Source organism: Microbacterium sp. (assembly GCF_049650565.1).
GTDB lineage: Bacteria > Actinomycetota > Actinomycetes > Actinomycetales > Microbacteriaceae > Microbacterium.
This window is the reverse complement of the sequence record NZ_JBASAK010000053.1, coordinates 26,531-48,961: the sequence shown is the minus strand read 5'-3', so window position 1 is coordinate 48,961 and position 22,431 is coordinate 26,531. Positions and strand designations below refer to the sequence as shown.

Sequence of the window (22,431 nt, the reverse complement as noted above, 5' to 3'; positions counted from 1 at the left end):
TCACGCCCCGCGGGTACGACGAAGGCCCCGCCGGAGCGGGGCCTTCGCGGAGGCCGCTTACTTGGAGGAGCCGCCGAAGTTCTTGAAGCGCTGGTTGAACTTCTCGACACGACCGGCCGAGTCCATGATGCGCTGCTTGCCCGTGTAGAACGGGTGCGAAGCCGAGGAGATCTCGACGTCGATGACGGGGTACTCCACGCCGTCCAGCTCGATCGTCTTGTCGCTGGTGACGGTCGACCGGGTGAGGAAGGTCTCTCCCGAGCCGAGGTCGCGGAACACGACGGCCTGGTAGTCGGGGTGGATGTCAGTCTTCATGGGATTCCTTACGTGATGCCCTGGATTCTGCCAGGAGCGAGGGAAGTCTGCGGTGCGAGCGCACCGAGGGTCTACTTTAGCAGATCACGCCGCGCGCGCCGCGTAGCGCCCGCCGTCGGAGGTCAGCGCGATCGGCATCCCGAACGCCTCGGACAGCGCCTCGGCGGTGAGGGTCTCGGCGATCGGTCCGGCCGCGACGATGCCGCCGGCACGCAGCAGCATCACGTGAGTGAAGCCGACGGGGATCTCCTCGACGTGATGCGTCACCATGATCATGGCCGGGGTGTAGGGAGACGCCGCGTAGGCGCTGAGCAGCTGCAGCAGCTCCTCGCGCGATCCCAGGTCGAGGCTCGCCGTGGGCTCGTCCAGCAGCAGCAGCTCCGGGTCGGTCATCACCGCGCGCGCGATCTGCACGCGCTTCTGCTCGCCGTCGCTGAGAGTGCCGAACAGCCGGTCGGAGAGGTGTTCGAGCTTCCACTCCGCCAGAACCTCGCGAGCACGGCGCTCGTCGACGCCCTCGTACTGCTCGTTCCAGCGCCCCATCACGGAGTACGCCGCGGTCATGACCGTGTTGAGCACAGTCTCATCCTGAGGGATGCGCCGGGCCAGCGCCGTCGAGGCGAAGCCGATGCGCGGGCGGATCTCGAAGACATCGGTGCGCCCGAGAGTCTCGCCCAGGATCGTCACGGTGCCCGACGTCGGGTGCAGCAGCGTGTCGGCCAGCTGCAGCAGCGTGGTCTTGCCCGCGCCATTCGGCCCCAGCACCACCCAGCGCTGATCCTCTGAGACGTTCCACGTCACGTGATCGACGATGTCACGGCCGTCACGGCGCACGACGACATCGGTGAATTCCAGGGCGCTCGACATGACGTCCAGCCTATCGGCTCAGGCGGTCAGCTCCTCGTAGAGCGCGCGGGTGGTGTCGGCGATCGCGCCCCAGCTGAAGTGCGTCCTGGCGCGCTCGCGTCCGGCAGCACCGTACTCCGCGGCACGAGCGGGATCCCCGGTGACCTCGGTCAGCGTCGCGGCCAGGTCGGAGACGAATCGCTCCGGATCCACGGGCGTGCCCGTGCCGTCCTGCAGCTGGTCGATCGGGACGATCCGCCCGGTCACTCCGTCGGCGACGACCTCCGGGATGCCGCCCGTGCGCGTCCCGACGACGGCCGCGCCGCACGCCATCGCCTCCAGGTTCACGATTCCGAGGGGCTCGTACACGGACGGGCAGACGAACGTCGTGGCCGCCGTGAGAATCGCCGAGAGCTCGTCGCGCGGCAGCATCCGCTCGATCCAGACCACGCCCTTCCTGCTCTGCTGCAGCACCTTCACCAGGTCCTGCACCTCGGCCATGATCTCCGGCGTGTCCGGCGCGCCCGCGCACAGCACCAGCTGCACGTCGGCCGGCAGCAGCTGCGCGGCGCGCAGCAGGTACGGCAGGCCCTTCTGCCGTGTGATCCTGCCCACGAACACCACCGATGGCCGCAACGGGTCCACGCCGATGCTCTCGAGGAACTCCGGGTTCGACGTCGGATGCCAGCTGTCCACGTCGATGCCGTTGTGGATCACGCGCACGCGCGCCGGGTCGACCTGCGGATAGCTGCGCAGGATGTCCTCGCGCATCCCCGCGCTGACCGCGACGATGGCGGCGGCGTTCTCGTACGCCAGCTTCTCGATGCCGCTGGAGACGGCGTACCCGCCGCCCAGCTGCTCGGCTTTCCACGGCCGCAGCGGCTCCAGGCTGTGCGCGGTGAGCACATGCGGGATGCCGTGCAGCTGCGAGGCGATGTGCCCGGCGAAGTTCGCGTACCAGGTGTGGCTGTGCACGACGTCGGCGCCCGCGACATCGCCGACCATGGCGAGATCCGTGCCCATCGTCTGCACGGCGGCGTTCGCGGAGGCGAGCTCTGCAGGCACCCGATAGGCCCTGGTGCCCGGCTCGCTGCGATCGGCACCGAATGCCCGGACCTGCACCTCGATGCTCCGCCGCAGCGCCGAGACCAGCTCCGCGACGTGCACCCCGGCTCCCCCGTAGATCTCCGGCGGGTACTCCTTGGTGATGATGTCGACTCGCATGACTGCACGGTAGTACATCCGTCATCGCGCGCTCTATTGTGGAGCCATGTCGGCACCAAAGAAGGTTTTCGGGATCATCCTCGCCGGCGGCGAGGGCAAGCGACTGATGCCCCTGACGACGGACAGGGCGAAACCAGCCGTGCCCTTCGGCGGGCAGTACCGGCTCATCGACTTCGCGATATCGAACCTCATCAATTCCGGCCTGCGCCAGGTCGTCGTGCTCACCCAGTACAAGTCCCACAGCCTCGACCGGCACGTCTCGCAGCACTGGCGGATGTCCGGCCTGCTCGACTCCTACGTGGCGTCGGTTCCCGCCCAGCAGCGGCTCGGAAAGCGCTGGTTCTCGGGCTCGGCGGACGCCATCCTGCAGAGCCTGAACCTCATCAACGATGAGAAGCCGGACATCGTCGTCGTGATCGGCGCCGACCACGTGTACCGGATGGACTTCCAGCAGATGGTGAGTGCGCACATCGCCTCCGGCGCATCGGCGACGGTCGCCGGAATCCGGCAGCCGCTGGCACTGGCATCGCAGTTCGGCGTGATCGACGCCGACCCTGAGACGGGCCGCATCCGCGACTTCCTTGAGAAGCCCAGCAACCCGGCCGGGCTCGCTGACTCCCCGGGTGAGGTGCTGGTGTCGATGGGCAACTACGTCTTCGACGCGGATGCCCTGATCGACGCCGTCGAGGCCGACGGCGAGTCCGCCAGCTCGGGCCACGACATGGGCGGCGACATCGTGCCGTACTTCGTCGGTCGCGGCGAGGCGGGCTACTACGACATGAAGCAGAACGACGTGCCCGGCTCGTCGCCGCGCGACCGCTCGTACTGGCGGGATGTGGGCACCATCGACTCCTACTTCGACGCGCACATGGACCTGATCTCCACCCTGCCGATCTTCAACCTCTACAACACCGCCTGGCCGATCCGCACGCAGACGGTCAACACGCCACCGGCGAAATTCGTGCGGGATGCCGTGGGCCGCATCGGCAATACGATCGACTCGATCGTGTCGGCCGGTTCCGTGCTCTCCGGCACGCACCTGGAGCGCAGCGTGGTGGGCGTGGGCGCGCTGGCATCAGGCGGGTCCACGATCACCGACTCCGTGCTGCTGAACGGCGTGCAACTCGGTCTTGGCGCCAGGGTGCATCGCGCCGTGCTCGACAAGAACGTCATCCTCGAGGACGGCGCCACGGTCGGCGTCGACCGGGAGCGTGACCTGGAGCGCGGCTTCACGGTCACCGATTCCGGCATAACGGTGGTAGGGAAGGGCATCCGCATCGCCCGGTGACACCCGGTCATCCGACCGTCACGAGGGCGGATACGCTCATCTCGTGACCACCGCGCGCTTCCTCGTCGTCCTCGATGCCGATTCCACGCTCATCCGCAATGAGGTGATCGAGCTCCTGGCCGACGAGGCCGGTCGCCGTGCCGAGGTGCAGGCCGCCACCGAGGCCGCGATGCGCGGCGAGGTCGACTTCGCCACCAGCCTGCGCTCGCGCGTCGCGGAGCTCGCGGGGGTGAGCGCGGATGCCTTCGCACGCGTCCTGACCCGCATCGAGCCGACTCCGGGCGTGCGCGAGCTGACCGCGGCGGTGCACGATCGGGGCGGCGTGGTGGGGGTCGTCTCCGGCGGCTTTCACGAGATCCTCGACCACATCGCGCCGGGGCTGGGCGTCGACCGCTGGCGTGCCAATCGCCTGGCCGTGGCGGACGGAGTGCTGACGGGCCGGGTCGACGGCGAGATCGTGGACGCCCAGGGCAAGGCCGACTCGCTGCAGACATGGGCGGCAGAGCTCGGCATCCGCCCGAACGCGACGATCGCGATCGGCGACGGCGCCAACGATCTGAAGATGATCGCGGCGGCGGGCCTCGGACTGGCCTTCAACGCCAAGCCGGCCGTGCGGGCAGCCGCATCGCTGGTGATCGGTCCGCAGGACCTGTCGGCGGTCATCCCGCTGCTGCCCTGATCAGAGCATCGCCCCTCGACGATGTCGGCGCCCCCGGTTAGCGTTGACGTCATGGACATCATCCTGGTTCCGGGGCTCTGGCTGGATGCTTCTTCGTGGGACGACGTGCTGCCCGGCCTGCGTGCCGCGGGGCACGCCCCGCATCCGCTCACTCTTCCCGGTGTCGGAGAGCCGGCACCGGAGATCGGCATGGCCGACTGGGTCGCGGCCGTCGTCGCCGACGTGGACGAACTCGACGGGCCGGTCGTGCTGGTCGGGCATTCCGGCGGTGGCAATGTCGTCTGGGGGGCGGCGGATGCCAGGCCCGAGCGCGTCGCGCGCGTCGTCTTCGTCGACACGGTGCCGCCGCCCGCGGGTCGGGGCATCAGCGAGTTCGACGTCGTCGACGGGGTCGTGCCGTTCCCGGGCTGGGACTTCTTCCCCGACGAGGATGTGCACGATCTGGACGCCGCCACCAGGACGCGGACTGCGTCTCGGACGCTGAGCGTTCCCGCGCGAGTCCCCACGGATCCGATCCGGCTGGTCGACGATCGCCGGTATGCGGTGCCGGTGACGCTGCTGATGGGCAGCCTGGACGAGGAGGCGCTCGAGGAGACGATCAGCGAGTGGGGTCCGTACGCCGACGAGTTCCACGCGATCGAAGATGCCGGGGTCGTCGAACTCGGCTCGGGCCATTGGCCGCAGTTCTCGATGCCGGATCGGCTGGCCGCAGCGATCGTCACGGCGCTGGAGGGCTGACCGGGATTCAGTGCCCCATGCCCAGGCCGCCGTCGACGGGGATGACGGCGCCCGAGATGTAGGCGGCGTCGTCGCCGGCGAGCCAGACGACGGCTCCGGCGACCTCGTCGGGCGTGGCGAAGCGGCCGGCGGGGATGCTGGCCTTGTACTGCTTCTGCGTCTCCTCGGGCAGTTCCGCGGTCATGTCGGTCTCGATGAACCCGGGGGCCACGACGTTCGCCGTGATGTTGCGGGCGCCCAGCTCGCGCGTGAGCGAACGCGCGAAGCCCACCAGCGCGCTCTTCGACGCGGCGTAGTTGGTCTGCCCGGCCGAGCCGTACAGGCCCACGACGCTGGAGATGAGGATCACGCGGCCGAAGCGCGCGCGCAGCATGCCCTTCGAGGCGCGCTTGACGACGCGGAACGAGCCGCCGAGGTTGGTGGCGACGACGCTGTCGAAGTCGTCCTCGCTCATGCGCATGAGCAGCGTGTCCTTGGTGATTCCGGCGTTGGCGACCACGACCTCGACGGGACCGAGCTTCTGCTCGACCTCTGTGAACGCAGCGTCGACGGAAGCGGCATCGGTCACGTCCGCGCGCACCGTGAGCGTGCCCTCCGGGCCCTCGCCGCTGCGCGCGGTGACCGCGACGCGATAGCCGTCGCGGACGAACCGCTCGGCGATGGCGCGGCCGATGCCGCGGTTGCCACCGGTGATCAGGACGACGCGGTCGGTGCTCATGGGGGGCTCCTGCCTGTGGGGATGAACGCACGCCATCCTACCGACTGCCGAGCTCGGAGCAGCGGGCCGGAGACGCCCGACCGGGCCGCGCCGGAGGCATCCGCGATCCCCAGCACGGCGTAGGCTGGAGGCATCGTGAGACACACCCGAGATGCGCCCTCAGTCACCTCGCTTCCGGAGTCGCCGACGGACGAGGCGAAGCGTCGGGTGCGCCATTACGCGATCACGATGGGCATCCGCACGGTGTGCTTCATCCTGATGGCTGTGGTCGATCCCATCCACTGGTGGACGTTCGTGTTCGCGGCCGGGGCGATCTTCCTGCCGTACATCGCGGTCGTCTATGCCAACGCGGGTGCCGACAGCACCCCGGTGACCGTCGAGTCGCCGGAACTGGAGATCGAGGCGACACCGTCCGCGCCCGTCGAGGAGCCCGCGCAGCCGAAGGTGATCACGATCCATGAGACCGGGCGTCCCGCCCCCGACGAGGGGAGTGCATCATGAGCGTGCCGTTCGAGTGCGCCCGCGCCGAGTGCCGAGAAGCGGCGACCCATTACATCGTGTGGCGCAATCCCCGTATCCACAGCGCGGACCGACGCAAGATCTGGCTGGCGTGCGATGAGCACGTCGGGTATCTCAGCGACTACCTGCGCAATCGGGAGTTCCCCGTCGAGGTGCATGAAGGACTTCCGGAGTGAAGCAGCGCCTGCTGCGTTGGACGGGCTATCTCGCAGTCGCGGTCGTGTTCGCGATCGCATGCGCATTCCTGTCGAACTGGCAGTTCCATCGCAACGACCAGAAGGCCACCGAGATCTCGCTGGTGCAGCGCAACTACCACGCGAAGCCCATCCCCCTCGACGAGGCCGTGAAGCCCGACGGCACGCTGGATGCGTCCCGCGAGTGGCATCCGGTTCAGCTGCGCGGTCAGTACCTCGCCGACCAGCAGGTGCTGGCGCGCAACCGCCCGCACGGCGGGACCAGCGCTTTCGAAGTGCTCGTCCCGTTCCGGACGACCGAAGGCAGGGTCCTCCTCATCGACCGCGGTTGGGTGCCACCTGCCGAAGACAGCTCCCCCTCCGCCATTGCCGCTCCCCCGTCCGGCGAGGTGACCGTGGTGGCGCGGATACAGCCGGGTGAGCCGCTGCCGGCGTCGGGACGCAGCGCACCGCAGGGCCAGGTGCCGACCATCAACCTGCCGCTGATCGCCTCGCAGGTGAACCCCGACCTGATCACGGGCGCGTACGCGCTGCTCGCATCCGAGAAGCCCGCTCCCCACGCCGCTCTGGGCGGCTTCGATGTGCCCACCGAGGATCCGGGCCCGCACCTGTCGTACGCGATCCAGTGGATCCTGTTCGCGGTGATGGGCTTCATCTTCATCTTCTACGTGATCCGGACCGAGATCATCAAGTCGAAGGAGGAGTCCGGCGAGCGTGCTCCTCGGCCTCCGCGCCGCCGCCGTGACAGGGATGCCGACATCGAAGACGCGCTGCTCGAGGATGCCGCCCGGTGAGTGGTCGGCGCACATCCCGGTAGCGTTGGGAGATGCAGTCCCCTTCACCTTCGGATGCCCTCCGCGCCGCATTCACGGACTCCGATCTGGGCCTGCGGCGCGGCGTCGTGGACATCGCGGCGGCGTCGGATGCCTGGGCCAGGACCTTCGCGGACGTGCACACAGTGCTGGCAGCCACGGCGCCGGCATCCGTCATCGCCATCGAGCACATCGGGTCGACTGCTGTCCGCGGACTGGATGCCAAGGCGATCCTCGACATCGGGATCGCCGTGCACCCGGGAACGCTGCTCTCCTCGCTGGACGGCTGGCTGACCGGACTCGGGATGCTGGTGCGCGGGGACGGCAACGGCATCCGCCCCGACCGCATGTACGGCTACGAGCTGGAGCCGATGGTTCGCCTGGCCAATGTGCACGTCGTCGAAGAGGGCTCGGAGGACATCCGCCGCTATCGCGCCTTCCGCGATCATCTGCGCGCCAACCCCACCGATCGCGATGCCTACGGCGCCCTCAAGCGCGCCCTCGCCACCCGGCATCCGGAGGACCGCCTGGCCTACATCGACGGCAAGGCGGACTTCATCACCGCCCGCCGCGGCGACGGGTCGTGAGTCCGCAGTTCTGCACCGCTGCGCCCGCGCGGCATCCGCCTGGCTACAATCAGGGCGAGGACGGGTGGTGATGCCATGCGCATCGTGATCGGAGCACCGGGCAACGGCGCACAGCTCAAGGACGCGATGAAGGCGTACCTGGAATCGGATGCACGGGTGGACGAGGTGATCGATCTGTCCACCCCGGATGTGACGTATCCGGCGGTGTCCTTCCACGCCGCGCAGGAGATCGTCGACGGCCGCGCCGACCGCGGCATCCTGGTGTGCGGCACGGGCATCGGAACCGCGATCGCCGCGAGCAAGGTGCGCGGCATCCGCGCGGCGACCGCACACGACCTGGTGACCGTTCGAGGATCGGTGCAGAACTACGACGCGCAGATCCTCTGCATGGGCCAGAACGTCATCGCGCCGGCCGCGGCTGTCGCGCTCCTTGACGTCTGGCTCGACCTGCGACACGACCCGGCCGGCGCCTACGCGCAGAGGCTGGTCGAGGTCGCCGAGTTCGAGGCGGACTGACGCGGCACCCGCCGCGAACTGCGGAGGCAGGGATCACGGCTCCACGGCGTCCTCGGGGTCCGCGGGCGCGATCGCCTCCCGTTTCGTCTTCGCCCAGCCCTTCGCACCGGTCAGCTGTCGGAGCAGCGCACGGTACACGACCGGGTAGATGAGCCACGAGTACACCAGATACAGATGGGCGAGCACGACGCCGACGATGAAGCCCCACAGTCCACGGCCCCTGCGCGCCAGCAGCACGCCGATCACACCGGGCAGGGCGGAGAACACGTACGCGAGCACGACGATGAACACCGTGAGCGGCGGGCGGGAGATCCCCGTCGCGAGGAACACGACGCTGAGCACGACCGACAGACCCACCCAGGCCTGCACCACAGGAGTCAGCAGGTACCAGAGCTCGTCGCACTTCGCCACTGCACCGATGTGCGGGTTGCGGAACGTCGGCCCGAGCAGGTCGAGCACCTGCCAGCCGCCCTGCGCCCAGCGCGTGCGCTGACGGTACAGCGCCCGCAGCGAGTGCAGTCCCTGCTGGTCGATGGTCACCGTCGACGACTGCGCGCCTCGCCAGCCCGAGTGGATGAGCCGGAGCCCGATGTCCTGGTCTTCGGTGAGACGACCCGCCCGCCAAGGACCGATCCTGCCCTCGGAGTCCTCGACGGCGATCTCGTCGAGAGCCGCCAGACGGTTGAATTGGCCGTTGCCGCCCATGTTCGCCGTGCCCCAGCCCGTGCGCCCCAACTGGAACACCGTGCCGAAGACGCCGAACTCGAGATCCTGCGCGATGGTCAGCAGGCTGCCCCGGTTGTAGATGCGCACCTGCGACTGCACACCTCCCGTACGCTCGTCGGCGAAGAACCGGGCCACCCGGCCCGCCATCGGGTCCAGCCGCCCGTCGGCGTCGACGATGGTCACGATGACCCGCTGCGGGTCCCATCCCCGGTACGTCCCCTCTCCGAGCACGACCCGGTGCAGGTACCGCCAGGCGTCGTTCAGCGCCTCGGATTTGCCCTGCCTGGCATCCGGCGCGACACGCGTGAGCACCGTGAGATCGGGTTCGCGGATGCCGTCGAGCACCTCCCCCGTGCGATCATCCGATCCGTCGTTGATCACGAGGATGCGCTTGTGCGTGACGCGCACCTCGGAGAGCCGGCCGACCGAGTCGGCGATCACCGTCTCCTCGTTGAGCGCGGGCACCATGAAGACCCACAGATAGTCGCTCTCGTCCGCCACATCACCGCCGCTGGCCTCGGCCAGGGCGGCACGGCGGAGCTGCGTCCCTGCACGCACGGCGAGGACCACCAGCGAGAACGTCGATGCGATGATCAGGACGACGGCCACGATGAAGATCGGCAGCGCCCACAGCGGAAGCCCGTCGTAGATGTGCACGATGAACCCGATGACCTCGTCGAGCCACCGCACGGCCGCTGTCCAGATCTCCTCAGGCGCCGGCATCGACCGCGTCCTCCACCAGGCCCAGCCTGCGGCGCACGGCCGAGCGCAGGCCCGTGCCGTTCAACTCCTGCGGAGGCGGGCCATCGCGCAGCACGTGCTCGAGGGCCTGCACGATGCGCTCGGACGCTCTCCCGTCGCCGTACGGATTCGCCCGGGACGCCCTGCGGGCATGCTCGACGTCGTCTTGGAGGAGCACCGTCGCCTCGCCGATGATGCGATCGGTGTCAGCGCCGACGAGCACGAGAGTCCCCGCCTGCACGCCCTCCCCGCGCTCGGTGGTGTCCCTCGCCACCAGCACGGGTGTGCCGAGCGAGGGCGCCTCCTCCTGCACGCCGCCGGAGTCCGTGATGATGAGCCTGGCCGCGGCCATCAGCCGGGCGAAGTCGGCGTACTCTCGGGGCTCGACGAGGAAGACGTTGTCACGACCGCCCAGCGCATCGAGCATGGGCTGCCGCGCGACCGGGTTCGGATGCATCGGCACGACGAACCGCGCATCGGGCTGCTGCTCCGACAGCACGCGCACGGCGGCCGCGATCCGGACGAGTCCTTCGCCCCAGTTCTCCCGGCGGTGCGCGGTCACGAGCACCAGGGGGTGGGCCGCATCGACCTCGAGCCGTTCCAGCCCTGCGCCGAAACCGCCCTCCTGGCCCGCGGCCCAGTGCAGCATGTCGATCGAGGTGTTGCCGGTCACGACGATCCGGTCGTAGTCGACTCCCTCGCGCACGAGGTTCATCTTGTTGTCGGCCGTCGGCGCGAGATGCAGCGCGGCGATGCGGGAGATCAGCTGGCGGTTCCCCTCCTCGGGGAACGGGGACAGCAGGTTCGAGGTGCGCAGCCCCGCCTCGACATGCACCACGGGGATCTGCAGGTTGAAGGATGCCAGGGCGGCCGCGGCCGCGGAACTCGTGTCGCCGTGCACGAGGCAGGCGACCGCACCGTCCACGCCCCGGCGCCCGTCTGCGACGTACTCGGCGGGCACCGTCTCGCTCGACCAGACCCGGTCGATGCCGACCATCACCCGCGCGAACATCGCGTTCAGCGTCGGACGCACGCCGTCGACGGGTTCCGATGCGCGCAGATTCGCGTCGACTCGCATGCCCACCCGGCGGATGAGATCGTCCACGAGGTCGGTGTGCTGACCCGTGGAGATCACGACGGGCCGGAACGTGCCCGAATCCTGCAGCGCCCGGATCACCGGGATCATCTTGATGGCCTCGGGTCTGGTGCCGACCACCACGAGCACACGCGTGCGCTCACCGTAAGGAATCATGCGCGCCCTCTCTCGCCGCATCACCCCGCCCTTCGCGAGGCCCCTCCCTCACGATAGCGACTCCCGCGCGGTTATCAGGCCAGCTCGATGAGCTCCTGGTACTCGTGGTTCCAGATGTCCTCGACGCCGTCGGGCAGGATCAGCACCCGCTCGGGGTTCAGCGACTCCACGGCGCCGGGGTCGTGCGAGACCAGCACCACGGCGCCCTCGTAATGCGCGAGCGCGCCGAGGATCTCCTCACGGGAGGCCGGGTCGAGGTTGTTGGTGGGCTCGTCCAGCAGCAGCATGTTGGCCGAGGACACCACCAGCGTCGCCAGCGACAGGCGCGTCTTCTCACCGCCCGAGAGGACTCCTGCGGGCTTGAGCACGTCGTCACCGGTGAAGAGGAACGATCCGAGCACCTTGCGAGCCTCGGTCTCGGTGATGTCGGGCGCTGCGGACATCATGTTCTGCAGCACCGACCGCTTCACGTCGAGGTTCTCGTGCTCCTGCGCGTAGTAGCCGATCTTCAGTCCGTGGCCGGGTTCGAGCGTGCCGGTGTCGGGCCTGTCGACGCCCGCCAGAATGCGCAGCAGGGTGGTTTTGCCGGCGCCGTTCAGCCCCAGCACGACCACCTTCGAGCCTCGGTCGATCGCCAGATCCACATCGGTGAAGATCTCCAGCGAGCCGTACGACTTCGACAGCCCGGATGCCATCAGCGGGGTCTTCCCGCAGGGCGCGGGCTTCGGGAAGCGCAGCTTGGCCACGCGGTCGACCTGGCGCACCTCCTCCAGGCCGCTCAGCAGCTTCTCGGCGCGGGCGATCATCTGGTGCGCGGCGGCGGCCTTGGTCGCCTTCGCTCCGAACTTCGCAGCCTGCAGCTGCAGTTGGGTGGCCTTCTTCTCGGCGTTGGCGCGCTCCTTCTTGCGGCGCTCCTCGTCGGCCACGCGCTGCCGCTGGTAGTTGCGCCAGTTCATGTTGTAGATGTCGATGACCTGGCGGTTCGCGTCCAGGTAGAACACCCTGTTCACGGTCTCGCCGACCAGCTCGACATCGTGGCTGATCACGATCAGCCCGCCCTTGTACCCCTTCAGGAACTCGCGCAGCCACACGACGCTGTCGGCGTCGAGGTGGTTGGTGGGCTCGTCGAGGATCATGGTCCCGGCATCCGAGAACAGGATGCGCGCCAGTTCGATGCGCCGACGCTGACCGCCGGAGAGGGTCTTCAGCGGTTGGTCGAGGATGCGGTCCGGCAGCGAGAGGTTGTTGGCGATGGATGCTGCCTCGGCTTCGGCCGCGTAGCCGCCGGCCGTCTCGAACCGCTCGGTGAAACTGGCGAACTTGCGCATGGCGCGCTCGGCGATCTTCGGATCGTCGGATGCCATGTTCATCGATGCCTGGGACATGCCCAGCTGCAGGGTGCCCAGGCCGCGGGCATCGAGGATGCGCGTACGCGCCAGCATCTCCGGATCTCCCGAGCGGGGATCCTGCGGCAGGTACCCCAGCTCGCCGGAGGTGGTGACCTTGCCCTCGGAGGGCAGCAGATCCCCTGCCAGCACCTTGGTGAGCGTGGTCTTCCCGGCTCCGTTGCGACCGACCAGTCCGATCTTGTCGCCGTCGGCGACGCGGAAGGACACATCCGACATGAGCACGCGGGCGCCCACGCGGATCTCGAGGTCGTGCACGGCGAGCACAGCAGCATCCGTTCTTCGAAGGTGGAAACCGGCCGAGTGGCCAGCTGACCAGTATACGTGGCCCCGCGGGCCGCACCGCCGGCCGGGTCGGGAGCCACCAGAACCAGACCCGGGTATGACGGGAATGAACCTCTGGTCTGATGTGCGCCCGGCTGTCCGCCCCCTACCGTCGGGAACGTGGAGATCATCACCGCCGTCAACGACTTCTTCCTGGCCGCCGCGGCCTCCCCCTGGCTGCTGCTGGCGATGTTCGCCGTGGCCGCGATCGATGCCGTGCTCCCTCCGGTTCCCAGCGAGACGGTGCTGGTCGCCGGCGCGGCTTCCGCCGCGGCCTCCGGCGCCTGGCCCTCGGTGATCGCCCTCGTGGTGGCGGCGGCAGCGGGCGCCATGGTCGGCGACAACCTTGCGTACGCGCTGGGCCGCACGATCGGCACCAGCAGGTTCCGCTGGATGCGGCGCCCGCGCATCGCCGCCGCGTTCGACCACGCTCAGCGCGCGCTGAGCCGCCGCGCCGCGACGCTCATCATCGGCGCGAGGTACATCCCGATCGGTCGCGTGGCGGTGAACATCTCCGCCGGCGCGCTGGGATACTCCTGGCGGCGCTTCCTCCCCGTCAGCCTCATCGCCGGCGCGACCTGGGCGCTGTACGGCGCCGTCATCGGCATGCTCGCCGGGAGCTGGCTCGCCGACCAGCCGCTCCTCGCCGCCGTCATCGGCGTCGTGGTCGCCACGCTCGTGGGCGTGGCAGTGGACCGCATCGCCGCTGCACGGCGACGCGCCGGGGACGCCGGAGCACGGGCCGAGGACGAGCCGGTACTGGTCGAATGCTGAGAGCTCGCTCTCGTCCTGCGCACGGGGATCAGGACCGTACCCCGGAGGGATGCCCGTGACCGGGCTCCCTGACAGGATGGACGCATGAGCAGGGAACGCGAGCAGCCCGTGCGCGCCCGCGGTGCAACGCCGACGCGCATGTCGAGGCGACGGGTCTGGGGCATCGTCCTCGTCGCCGTCGCCGCCGTGACGCTGTTCTCCGTGCTCGTGCCGGTGCACATCACCAGCTATGCCGACACCCGGAGCTTCGTCTTCCTGATCGGCGGTGCCCTCTGCGGCGCCCTCCCGCTGGCGCTGCGCCTTCCGCGGCTGGCGATCGCCGTCTTCACCGTCGCCGCCACGGCACTGCCTGCGCCGATCCCCGACGCGGCCGCGAGCCTGCCCTGGCCGTGGTCGCCGCCGGCGATGGTGAGCCTGTTCGTCCTGATCATCATCCTCACGCTGCGCAGCGACTGGCGGATGGGTCTGGCGGCCTGGCTCCTGCCCGTGCTGGGCACGCTCATCCTGGGGATCGACCCGCCGGGCGCCGTCAGCACGGCCGCAGCCATCGCGAACCTCGTCATCGTCACCTCGGTGGGCGGGGGCGTGCTGCTGCTGTCGATGCTGATGCAGTCGCTGTGGCGCGCCAGGGCGGATCTGAGCCGCGAGCGCCTGGCCACCGCCTCTGAGCAGTCCCGCAGGCTGCTCGTGGAGGAGCGCACGCGGATCGCGCGGGAGCTGCACGACGTGGTCGCGCACAGCATGTCCGTCATCCAGGTGCAGTCCTCGACCGCGCGATACCGCGTCGACGGCCTCCCCGAGTCCGCACTGTCGGAATTCGAGGACATCGCCGCCACAGCGCGCTCCGCACTCACGGAGATGCGCAGGCTGCTCGGCGTCCTGCGCACCGAGGACCAGGCAGCGCCGACCGCGCCGCAGCAGGGGATCGCCGACATCCCCGCTCTCGTCGAGGGCATCCGTCGCACGGGCGGCGTCGTGCAGCTCGTGACGGTGCTGCCGGATGCCGTGATCCCCTCCGGCACGGACGTCGCCGCGTTCCGCATCGTGCAGGAGTCCCTCAGCAACGCGCTCCGCCATGCTCCCGGCGCCGCCATCGCCGTGCGGATCAGCATGGCCGACGGCGGGCTGCAGCTGAGCATCCGCAATGATCCGCCCACTCGCGCGTCGATGGCTGCGCACTCGAGCTCCGGACACGGGATCCTCGGCATGCGGGAGCGCGCGGCGATGCTCGACGGCACTCTGGTGGCCGGGCCTGACGACCGGGGCGGCTGGAGCGTGTCCGCCGCCCTCCCCCTCGACGCGAACCAGGAGATCAGATGACCATCCGCGTGCTCATCGCCGACGACCAGGGCATGGTCAGGGCGGGCTTCGCCGCGCTCCTCGACGCCCAGGAGGGAATCACCGTCGTCGCGCAGGCGTCCGACGGACTGGAGGCGGTCGCGCTCGCTGCCAGGCTCGAACCCGACGTGGTGCTCATGGATGTGCGGATGCCGCAGCTCGACGGCATCGGCGCCACTCGCCGCATCCTGGGTCCGGACTTCCCTGCGGCGCGCGTGCCGCGCATTCTGATGCTCACCACTTTCGACATCGACGACTACGTGTACGACGCGCTCCAGGCCGGAGCCAGCGGCTTCCTGCTGAAGGACGCACTGACCGAGGACCTGGTCCGCGCCGTGCGGGTGATCGCGGCGGGCGACGCCCTGCTCGCGCCCAGCGTTACCCGTCGGATGATCGAGCACTTCTCCTCCCGCAGGCCCCGTGCCGCGGCATCCCTCCGCACCGCGCTGACGAACCTCACCGAACGGGAGCGCGAGGTGCTGACCCTCATCGGCCGCGGGTGCTCGAATGCGGAGATCGCCGCCGAGCTGTTCATCGCCGAGCAGACGGTGAAGACGCACGTCGGCAAGGTGTTCTCGAAGCTGTCGCTGCGCGACCGGGTGCACGCCGTCATCTTCGCGTACGACGCGGGGCTCGTCGAGCCGGCCCTCTGACTCCCCCCGCGGTAGGGGGCACGACGGCACGGACGGGTGATGCCCGCGCGGGCACCGTCTCCCTAGCCTTCCGGTGAACCCGCCGAGGAGGCTCCCATGACCGTCGTCCCCCCATACCGTGACACCGCTGTCGATCTCGTTCGCGCCGGATGCGTGATGATCGTGATCCTGCTGCATTCTCTGATGGTCGGGGTGACCGTCTCCGCGGGAGGACCGGTGTTCGAGAACGCCGGCGACAGCGGATGGTGGCTGACTCCGGTCAGCTGGCTCGTGCAGGTGATGCCCCTGTTCTTCGTCATCGGCGGGTTCTCGGGCGCGGTGGCGCTGCGACGCAGCAGGGCGCGGGGTGGCGACGGCGCCGGTTTCGCGGCGGCCAGGCTGCACCGTCTGATCCGGCCGGCGGTCGCGACGGTCGCGGTGGCCGGAATCCTGCTCACCGTGCTCGCCTGGTTCGGCGTCCCCGCCGATCTGGTGGCCACCGCCGGCTACCGCTTCGGCCAGCCGCTGTGGTTCCTGGGCGTCTTCCTGCTCTGCCAGGTGCTGCTGCCCCTGATGCTCCGCCTGCACGAGACCCATGCCTTCACGACGCTCGCAGCACTCGCCACCGCAGCCGTGCTGGTCGACGCGCTGCGCGTCGCGACGGGCGTCGACGGCATCGGGTTCGCGAACCTGCTCTTCGTCTGGCTCACGCTGCAGCAGCTGGGCTTCCTCCTCGCCGACGGACGGATCGATGCCCTCGGTCGCCGCACGCGGGCGGCCGCCATGACGACCGCCGTCCTGCTGCTCGCCGCATCGTTCGCGCTGGGCATCCACTCCCCCGATCTCATCGCCAACATCAACCCGCCCACGACCGCCCTGCTGCTGGTCGGCGTCGCGCACACTGCGGCCTTCTCGCTTCTGCGCGACCGGATCAGCGCGTTCGCACGCCATCCGCTCCCCGCCGCGATCACCGCGTTCGTGTCACGCCGGACGATGACCGTCTACCTCTGGCACATGCCCGTGCTGCTGACGATGGCGGGCGGCCTCGCGCTGTGGGCGCTGGCGTCCGGCTCGGCGCTGCCGGCGCCGGCGAGTCCTGAATGGTGGGTGACTCGGCCGCTCTGGCTGGTTGCCGTCTTCGCCCTCACGGCTGCGCTGAGCGTGCCGCTCGCCCGCATCGAGCAGCATCGTGCGGCCTCCGGCCGCTGTGAACCCCGTCGGACGATGGGCGCAGTGCTCATCGCCGTGTCCGCCGTGCTCCTGTTGCTCGTGATGGGCACCTCGCCCCTGACCGCGGCGGTCGCGGTGGCCGGCTGGCTGGTGGCACTCCGGATCGTGCGTCCCGACGGCGCCGCACGGGTGGCGGTGGAGCGGGCGCGCTCAGCCGAACTCGCCGCGGCATGAGCGCGACGACGTCAGGCGAAGTACAGATGATGGTGCAGGGCGCAGCGCGGGTTGAACGCCGCACCGCACGAGGGACACTCCGGCGCGGCCTCGTACTCGGCGAGGGTCATCGTCGCTCCGCAGCATCCGCACAGCGCCACGACGGCATCCGCGTCCGCGGCGGGCCAGACCAGGCGCTCGTGCGCCACGGCGCCGTCATGGCAACGGAAGCACGGGTACCAGTCGCCGCAGCAGCGGAACCGCAGCGCGACGACATCGACCGCGCCTGCGTAGTGCACGCAGCGGGTCTGCGCATCCACCGCCGCGCCCCGCACGACGATCCCGCCGATCGTGATCATCGTGCGAGCCCTCTCGCGGCGAGTGCATCGCCCACGTCGTCGGCGTGCTTCATCGTGAGCACCAGCAGCGGCAGCACCGCTCTAGGCCCCAGCCGCACCCCGCGGGCGCGCTGCGCGTCGCGCACCTGAGTGGCGAAGCCCGCGATCACAGGGATCATGGCGATGGTCAGTGAGAGCGTCAGCGCCACCGCATCCGGATCCGCCCCCAGCCGCTTCAGCGGCCGGACGATGCTGCGGAAGACCTCCAGCAGGTCGCCCATCCGCGTGGTGCGGGTGACCAGCTCGGCCAGCAGCAGCAGCGCCACGACCCGGCCTGTGCTGACAACGGCATCCGTCGCCGAGGTGAACAGCCACAGCGCCCCGCCCAGTACGAGGACCAGCCAGCGCAGCCGCCACCACGCCTCACCGAGGGCGCGCAGCGGCAGCGATGCGACCGGATACAGCAGCGAGACCGCGACCAGGGCCGCCGCCGTGGCGGGGATGCCCAGGCGCAGCAGCGACAGCAGCAGTGCAGCGACGGCCAGCACAGCCAGCTTCGCTCCTGCCGGCATCCGATGCAGGATGCCGTTCCCCGGCCGGTACAGGGAGATCATGCGCAGCTCCGCCGGTAGTCCGCGATGACCTCACCGGGCTCGCCCACGGCGCGGACGGCGCCGTCGTCGAACCACACCGCCTGATCGCAGTGCGCGGCGAGCTCCAGGTCGTGCGTGACGAGCACGACGGGCACGTCGAGGCCCAGCAGCAGCTCGCCGACGCGATGCGCGTTGCGCAGGTCGAGCAGCGTGGTCGGCTCGTCGGCGACGACCAGACCGGGTTCCGTCGCGAGCACGGCGGCGATCGCCAGCAGCTGCCGCTGCCCGCCGGACAGATCGGATGCCGGCACGTCGGCGCGCTCGGCCAGTCCGTAGCGCCCGAGGATCTCGGCCACGCGTGCGGCGCGCTCGACGCGTGGAACGTGCGTCAGCGACAGCGCGAGGTCCTCGGCCGGCGTCGGCATGAGGATCTGCGCCTCGGGGTTCGTGAACACGAATCCCACGTGCCGGCGCAGCGCCGCGGCGTCCCGCACCGGGCCCAGACCGTGCACGCGAAGGCTGCCGGTCGTGGGCGTCCGCAGGCCGTTGAGCAGCCGGGCGAAGGTGGACTTGCCGGAGCCGTTGGCGCCGATGATCGCCGTGCGCGCGGCGGTCAGCTCCAGATCGACGTCGTGCAGCAGCACCGCGTCGTCGACCGCGTATCCCACACGCGCGCAGTGGATCGCCGTGTCGGTGACGACGGCGTCAGCCCGCATGTGCGACGCGTCGCGCAGCGGGGAACGCGCGAGGGTAGGCCCGGCGCAGGGCGACGGCCAGCAGCACGGCGACCGCGGCCTTGATGAGGTCACCGGGCAGGAACACCAGGCTGGAGAGGATCGTGGGGCCCAGCGGCACGCCGGTGATCAGCGCCTGGATGGGGATGCCGAACAGGTAGATGACGAGGATGCCGCCGACCAGCGCGGCGATGCCGGCCCGCCACCAGGTGAAGCGCGCGCGGTGCGCGATGAGGCCGATCACGACGACACCGGCGATCCAGCCGATCATGTAGCCGACCGAGGGGCCGACGAAGACGCCCAGCCCGCCGCGCCCTCCTGCCAGCACCGGTAGGCCCGCAGCGGCCAGCGCCAGTACGACGAGGATCGCCAGCGGCGCCCGGCGCGCGCCCAGCACGAGGCCCGCGAGCATGACGCCGAGCGTCTGCGCGGTGATGGGCACTCCGCCGGGAACGGGCACCACGACGGTGCCGAGCACGACGATCAGCGCCGCGAACACGGCGATGCGGGCGAGATCCGCGCCGAGGGGGCGAGCGGATTCTGTCATGAGGGCTCCTTCCGGAAACGCGCGGGTCGCGTCCTGAACACTGTTCACCTGAACGCTGTTCACTATACTGGTCGCATGCCTCCCACTCGACACGACCGTCTCAGTGTGGTCGCCACGGCCCTGCGCCTGCTCGACGAGGTCGGCCTGCCCGACCTGTCCATGCGCCGCCTGGCCACCGAGCTCGACGTGCAGCCCAGCGCGCTGTACTGGCACTTCGCGAGCAAACAGGAGCTGCTCGCGGCGGTCGCCGACAGCATCCTCCGCACCGTGCCGGAGCCGGATGCTCGCACGCCCCTGCCCGAGGTCGCGCGCTCCATCCGCGATGCCCTGCTGGCCTGCCGCGACGGCGCGGAGGTCGTGCTGAGCACCTATGCGCTGCGCCTGGGCGCGCGACGTGCGCAGGATGCCCTGCTGCTCGCGCTGGACGGCGAGGATCAGCCCGCCGCGGACGCCCTGTTCGAGTTCATCCTCGGCCACACGATGCTGCTGCAGCAGCGCATGCACGCGCAGAGCATCGGCGCCACGGCATCCGATGACGCCGATCCCACTCCGGATGCCGAAGCGGTCTTCACCGCGGGCGTCAACGGGTTCGCCGAGCTCAGCGCCCGCCGTCGCCCATCCTGAGGCCCGGCAGCAGCGCCAGGGCCAGGATGCCGAGAGCCAGCACGTACACCGTGATGTAACCGACGCCGGCGATGGGCAGCAGCACGAACCCGAGCCCCGCCAGCGCGATCAGCACGGCGGACCCCGTGGAGTCGGAGATGGACAGGGCCGAGGAGTTGAAGCCCTCGTCGGCGGTGGTCGAGTACGCCAGTGTGAGCACCGTCAGTCGCGGGTACAGCAGCCCCATTCCCCCGCCTGCGAAGCCCCAGCCGATCACCACCAGCCACGGGTCGGCATCGATGACGCTCACCAGCAGCGCCGCACTGAATCCCACGGTCATGAGAGCCGCGGCGATCCAGACGATGCGCCTGCTGCCCAGCACGTCGCCGTAGCGTCCCTGCACGGCGGATGCCCCCGACCAACCCAGGGCGGAGAGCGTCAGCGCGAGGCCGGCGATGGTCGGCGAGAAGTCGAACCTGTCGATGAGCAGCCTGGGGATGTACGCCTCGGCGGAGAAGAATGCACCGGCCGCGAGCCCGCGCATGAGCACGACGCTGGGCAGCCCTGCCGCCGCGCGCAGGGTGCCGGCCGGCAGCAGCGGCAGCAGCGCGACACCGATCACGACGACCCCGACGGCGGCCAGCGGTCCGCCCAGCGCGCCCCCGCCGAGGCTCTCCGGCAGGTCAGCGGCGAAACCGACGGCGACTGCGGACACCGCCACGACGACGGCCAGCAGCATGCGGGTCACGATGCCGATCCGCCGGCGCGGTGCGGAGTTCGAATCGGCGGCGGCGCTTTCGACGGGTGCCGCGTCTCCAGCATCCGCCCGCAGGGACACGCCGCGCAGTCGGGCGGCGACGAGCGCGAAAGCCGCGGCGGTGAGGATCGCGACCCCGAGGAAGGCCCAGCGCCAATGCAGGAACTCCGTGACGGCGCCGGCCAGGAACGGGCCGATCATCGACGGCACCACCCAGGCGGCGGCGTACGCGGCGAAGATCGGGCCGTGCAGCTGCGGCGGATAGATCCGAGCCACCACGACGTAGAGCGCGACGGTCTGCCCGCCGGCGCCGAGGCCCTGAATGAGGCGTCCGGCGATGAAGGTGAGCATGTCCGGTGCCAGCCCGGAGATGACCAGGCCGATGGCGAACAGGACGACGGCCGTGTACAGCGGCCCCCGAGGACCGGAGCGGTCGCTCCATGCGCCGACCGCGACCATGCCGATCACGCCGGTCGCGAGCGTCGCCGAGAACGCGACCGCGAACAGGGCCTCGCCGTGCAGATCGTCGGCCACCACCGGCATCACCGTCGTCACCGCCAGCGCCTCGATGGCGGCGAGGAAGATCAGCACCACGGTGCCGATCGTGATGCCCAGGCGCTCGCGGTCCCAGATCGTCGGCGCGGCGGTGGCGCTCACCCCTGTGCCGCGTCGACAGCGGCGCGCACGCGGGCGATGCGTTCGACGGCCTCGGTGAGGATCTCAGGGCTCGTGCCGATGTTGATCCGCACGTGCCCGGCGCCCTCGGCGCCGAAAGCCGGCCCGAAGTGCAGGGCGACTCGCGCCTGGCGGAGGATCTGCTTGGCAGGATTCGGCCCCCAGCCGAGTCCCGTCAGATCGACCCAGGCCAGGTAGCCGGCGTCCGGCATGCGGTAGCGCGCCTCGGGAAGGTGCGTCGACAGCAGGTCCGCCAGCAGTCGACGGTTCTCGTCGAGGGTGGCCAGCAGAGAGTCCAACCACCTGTCGCTCTCCTCGGCGAACGCGGCGACGGAGCCCAGCAGCCCGAACTGCCCCGTGCGCCACACCACCTCGATGGGCAGGGAGCGCAGCACGGCCGTCGTGGCATCGGAGGCCGTGATCATCAGGGCGCACTTCAGCCCTGCGAGGTTGAAGGCCTTGCTGGCGCTGGTGACCGCATAGCCCACGCGGGTCGCGGCCTCACCGCTGGCCAGGAACGGCGTGAAACCGGCATCCGGCTGCACCAGCGGCGCATGGATCTCGTCGGAGACGACAGCCGCGCCGTACTTCTCGGCGAGTCGGGCGACTCCGTCCAGGCTCGAGGCGCTGGGCACCGATCCGGTGGGGTTGTGCGGATTGCACAGCAGCACGGCACGCGCGCCGCCTGCCAGGGCCCGCTCGATGCCGTCGAGGTCGAGCTGCCAGCTCGAACCGTCATCGCGCAGCGGCACGCGCTCGACGACGCCGCCGGCCTCGGTGACCAGTTCGAAGAACGGCGGGTAGATGGGCGGAGTGACGATCACCCGCTCCCCCGGCGCGATGACGCGGCGCAGGATCTCGACGATGCCCATGCTGACATCGACGGTGGTGCGGATGCGCGCGGGATCGACCCTCCAGCCGAACCGGCGCTGCGCGAAGGCCACATATGCGTCGGGCAGCGGCGTGCGGGAGGCCACGTACCCCGTGTCCCCCAGGCGCACCGCGCGCTCCAGGGCCGCCTGGACGGCGGGCGCGAGCGGGAAGTCCGTCTCCGCCACGAACAGCGGCAGCACGTCGTCCGGGTACTCGCGCCACTTCTCGCTGCTGCGCTCTCGCAGCTCGGCGAGGGTGAGGGCGCGCAGAGGTGTGACGGTCATGGGTCCGAGCCTACC

26 protein-coding genes are annotated in these 22,431 nt (G+C 70.1%); 13 read left to right on the top strand and 13 right to left on the bottom strand.

What is annotated here, in order from left to right; genetic code table 11:
• Positions 1-57 precede the first annotated feature (57 nt).
• The 3 genes from WA967_RS09760 to glgA form a co-directional block, all read right to left on the bottom strand.
• The gene (locus WA967_RS09760) at positions 58-315 is read right to left on the bottom strand and encodes a type B 50S ribosomal protein L31 (RefSeq protein ID WP_067246295.1); all 258 of its coding nucleotides are present in this window, start codon (positions 313-315) and stop codon (positions 58-60) included.
• Positions 316-399: 84 nt separating this feature from the next.
• Complete coding sequence (locus WA967_RS09755) at positions 400-1,182, bottom strand: ABC transporter ATP-binding protein (RefSeq protein WP_424421789.1); 783 nt, start codon at positions 1,180-1,182, stop codon at positions 400-402.
• A gap of 18 nt (positions 1,183-1,200) precedes the next feature.
• Positions 1,201-2,385, bottom strand: a complete 1,185-nt coding sequence (gene glgA / locus WA967_RS09750; RefSeq protein WP_424421787.1) for a glycogen synthase — start codon at positions 2,383-2,385, stop codon at positions 1,201-1,203.
• Between the two features lie 46 nt (positions 2,386-2,431).
• Here glgA and WA967_RS09745 point away from each other — a divergent pair, with 46 nt between their 5' ends.
• From WA967_RS09745 to WA967_RS09735, 3 genes are read left to right on the top strand one after another with little or no spacing between them, the layout of a single operon-like run.
• Complete coding sequence (locus tag WA967_RS09745) at positions 2,432-3,673, top strand: glucose-1-phosphate adenylyltransferase (protein WP_424421784.1); 1,242 nt, start codon at positions 2,432-2,434, stop codon at positions 3,671-3,673.
• A gap of 43 nt (positions 3,674-3,716) precedes the next feature.
• Positions 3,717-4,352: a phosphoserine phosphatase SerB gene (gene serB / locus WA967_RS09740; RefSeq protein ID WP_424421782.1), complete on the top strand. Its 636-nt coding sequence runs from the start codon at positions 3,717-3,719 to the stop codon at positions 4,350-4,352.
• A 51-nt stretch (positions 4,353-4,403) separates the two neighbouring features.
• Complete coding sequence (locus WA967_RS09735) at positions 4,404-5,090, top strand: alpha/beta fold hydrolase (RefSeq protein WP_424421780.1); 687 nt, start codon at positions 4,404-4,406, stop codon at positions 5,088-5,090.
• A gap of 7 nt (positions 5,091-5,097) precedes the next feature.
• Here WA967_RS09735 and WA967_RS09730 read toward each other — a convergent pair whose 3' ends face one another.
• Positions 5,098-5,808 (bottom strand): beta-ketoacyl-ACP reductase, encoded by a 711-nt coding sequence (locus WA967_RS09730; RefSeq protein ID WP_424421778.1) that lies wholly within the window; start codon positions 5,806-5,808, stop codon positions 5,098-5,100.
• A gap of 135 nt (positions 5,809-5,943) precedes the next feature.
• Between WA967_RS09730 and WA967_RS09725 the strand changes: the two genes are divergently transcribed.
• From WA967_RS09725 to WA967_RS09705, 5 genes are all read left to right on the top strand, one after another.
• The gene (locus WA967_RS09725) at positions 5,944-6,309 is read left to right on the top strand and encodes a DUF3099 domain-containing protein (RefSeq protein ID WP_424421775.1); all 366 of its coding nucleotides are present in this window, start codon (positions 5,944-5,946) and stop codon (positions 6,307-6,309) included.
• Positions 6,306-6,503 carry a hypothetical protein gene (locus WA967_RS09720; protein WP_424421773.1) on the top strand — a complete coding sequence of 66 codons (198 nt, stop codon included), beginning with the start codon at positions 6,306-6,308 and terminating at the stop codon, positions 6,501-6,503. Before WA967_RS09725 ends, WA967_RS09720 begins: the two co-directional genes overlap by 4 nt.
• Positions 6,500-7,315 (top strand): SURF1 family protein, encoded by an 816-nt coding sequence (locus tag WA967_RS09715; RefSeq protein ID WP_424421770.1) that lies wholly within the window; start codon positions 6,500-6,502, stop codon positions 7,313-7,315. The genes WA967_RS09720 and WA967_RS09715 overlap by 4 nt, the downstream gene beginning before the upstream one ends.
• 32 nt (positions 7,316-7,347) lie before the next feature.
• Positions 7,348-7,920 (top strand): GrpB family protein, encoded by a 573-nt coding sequence (locus WA967_RS09710; protein WP_424421768.1) that lies wholly within the window; start codon positions 7,348-7,350, stop codon positions 7,918-7,920.
• A gap of 75 nt (positions 7,921-7,995) precedes the next feature.
• Complete coding sequence (locus WA967_RS09705) at positions 7,996-8,436, top strand: RpiB/LacA/LacB family sugar-phosphate isomerase (RefSeq protein WP_424421765.1); 441 nt, start codon at positions 7,996-7,998, stop codon at positions 8,434-8,436.
• 33 nt (positions 8,437-8,469) lie between these two features.
• Here the strand turns inward: WA967_RS09705 and WA967_RS09700 are convergent, their stop codons facing one another.
• The 3 genes from WA967_RS09700 to abc-f form a co-directional block, all read right to left on the bottom strand.
• Entirely contained in the window at positions 8,470-9,885 is a 1,416-nt protein-coding gene (locus WA967_RS09700; RefSeq protein WP_424421763.1) for a glycosyltransferase, read from the bottom strand.
• The gene (gene wecB / locus WA967_RS09695) at positions 9,872-11,155 is read right to left on the bottom strand and encodes a non-hydrolyzing UDP-N-acetylglucosamine 2-epimerase (protein WP_424421760.1); all 1,284 of its coding nucleotides are present in this window, start codon (positions 11,153-11,155) and stop codon (positions 9,872-9,874) included. Before wecB ends, WA967_RS09700 begins: the two co-directional genes overlap by 14 nt.
• A 74-nt stretch (positions 11,156-11,229) precedes the next feature.
• Positions 11,230-12,828, bottom strand: a complete 1,599-nt coding sequence (gene abc-f, locus WA967_RS09690) for a ribosomal protection-like ABC-F family protein (protein ID WP_424421758.1) — start codon at positions 12,826-12,828, stop codon at positions 11,230-11,232.
• 177 nt (positions 12,829-13,005) lie between these two features.
• On the opposite strand from abc-f, the gene WA967_RS09685 reads away from it, so the two are divergent.
• The 4 genes from WA967_RS09685 (at position 13,006) to WA967_RS09670 (ending at position 17,033) form a co-directional block, all read left to right on the top strand.
• A complete protein-coding gene (locus tag WA967_RS09685) occupies positions 13,006-13,659 on the top strand; it encodes a DedA family protein (protein ID WP_424421756.1) in 654 nt (217 codons plus the stop codon).
• Positions 13,660-13,743: 84 nt separating this feature from the next.
• Positions 13,744-14,979 (top strand): sensor histidine kinase, encoded by a 1,236-nt coding sequence (locus tag WA967_RS09680; protein WP_424421754.1) that lies wholly within the window; start codon positions 13,744-13,746, stop codon positions 14,977-14,979.
• The gene (locus WA967_RS09675) at positions 14,976-15,650 is read left to right on the top strand and encodes a response regulator (RefSeq protein ID WP_424421752.1); all 675 of its coding nucleotides are present in this window, start codon (positions 14,976-14,978) and stop codon (positions 15,648-15,650) included. The genes WA967_RS09680 and WA967_RS09675 overlap by 4 nt, the downstream gene beginning before the upstream one ends.
• 96 nt (positions 15,651-15,746) lie before the next feature.
• Positions 15,747-17,033 carry an acyltransferase family protein gene (locus WA967_RS09670; protein WP_424421750.1) on the top strand — a complete coding sequence of 429 codons (1,287 nt, stop codon included), beginning with the start codon at positions 15,747-15,749 and terminating at the stop codon, positions 17,031-17,033.
• Positions 17,034-17,044: 11 nt separating this feature from the next.
• Here the strand turns inward: WA967_RS09670 and WA967_RS09665 are convergent, their stop codons facing one another.
• From WA967_RS09665 to WA967_RS09650, 4 genes are read right to left on the bottom strand one after another with little or no spacing between them, the layout of a single operon-like run.
• Positions 17,045-17,371: a CHY zinc finger protein gene (locus WA967_RS09665; RefSeq protein WP_424421747.1), complete on the bottom strand. Its 327-nt coding sequence runs from the start codon at positions 17,369-17,371 to the stop codon at positions 17,045-17,047.
• Entirely contained in the window at positions 17,368-17,964 is a 597-nt protein-coding gene (locus WA967_RS09660) for a CbiQ family ECF transporter T component (protein ID WP_424421745.1), read from the bottom strand. The genes WA967_RS09665 and WA967_RS09660 overlap by 4 nt, the downstream gene beginning before the upstream one ends.
• Positions 17,961-18,659, bottom strand: a complete 699-nt coding sequence (locus WA967_RS09655) for an energy-coupling factor ABC transporter ATP-binding protein (protein WP_424421742.1) — start codon at positions 18,657-18,659, stop codon at positions 17,961-17,963. Before WA967_RS09655 ends, WA967_RS09660 begins: the two co-directional genes overlap by 4 nt.
• Positions 18,649-19,224: a biotin transporter BioY gene (locus WA967_RS09650; RefSeq protein WP_424421740.1), complete on the bottom strand. Its 576-nt coding sequence runs from the start codon at positions 19,222-19,224 to the stop codon at positions 18,649-18,651. The genes WA967_RS09655 and WA967_RS09650 overlap by 11 nt, the downstream gene beginning before the upstream one ends.
• Positions 19,225-19,299: 75 nt before the next feature.
• Here WA967_RS09650 and WA967_RS09645 point away from each other — a divergent pair, with 75 nt between their 5' ends.
• Positions 19,300-19,848 carry a TetR family transcriptional regulator gene (locus WA967_RS09645; RefSeq protein WP_424421737.1) on the top strand — a complete coding sequence of 183 codons (549 nt, stop codon included), beginning with the start codon at positions 19,300-19,302 and terminating at the stop codon, positions 19,846-19,848.
• Here WA967_RS09645 and WA967_RS09640 read toward each other — a convergent pair.
• Together WA967_RS09640 and WA967_RS09635 are read right to left on the bottom strand one after the other, a co-directional pair.
• A complete protein-coding gene (locus WA967_RS09640) occupies positions 19,823-21,241 on the bottom strand; it encodes an MFS transporter (protein ID WP_424421734.1) in 1,419 nt (472 codons plus the stop codon). The two genes, WA967_RS09645 and WA967_RS09640, sit on opposite strands and share 26 nt — an antisense overlap.
• A complete protein-coding gene (locus tag WA967_RS09635; RefSeq protein WP_424421732.1) occupies positions 21,238-22,416 on the bottom strand; it encodes a MalY/PatB family protein in 1,179 nt (392 codons plus the stop codon). The genes WA967_RS09640 and WA967_RS09635 overlap by 4 nt, the downstream gene beginning before the upstream one ends.
• Positions 22,417-22,431 lie beyond the last annotated feature (15 nt).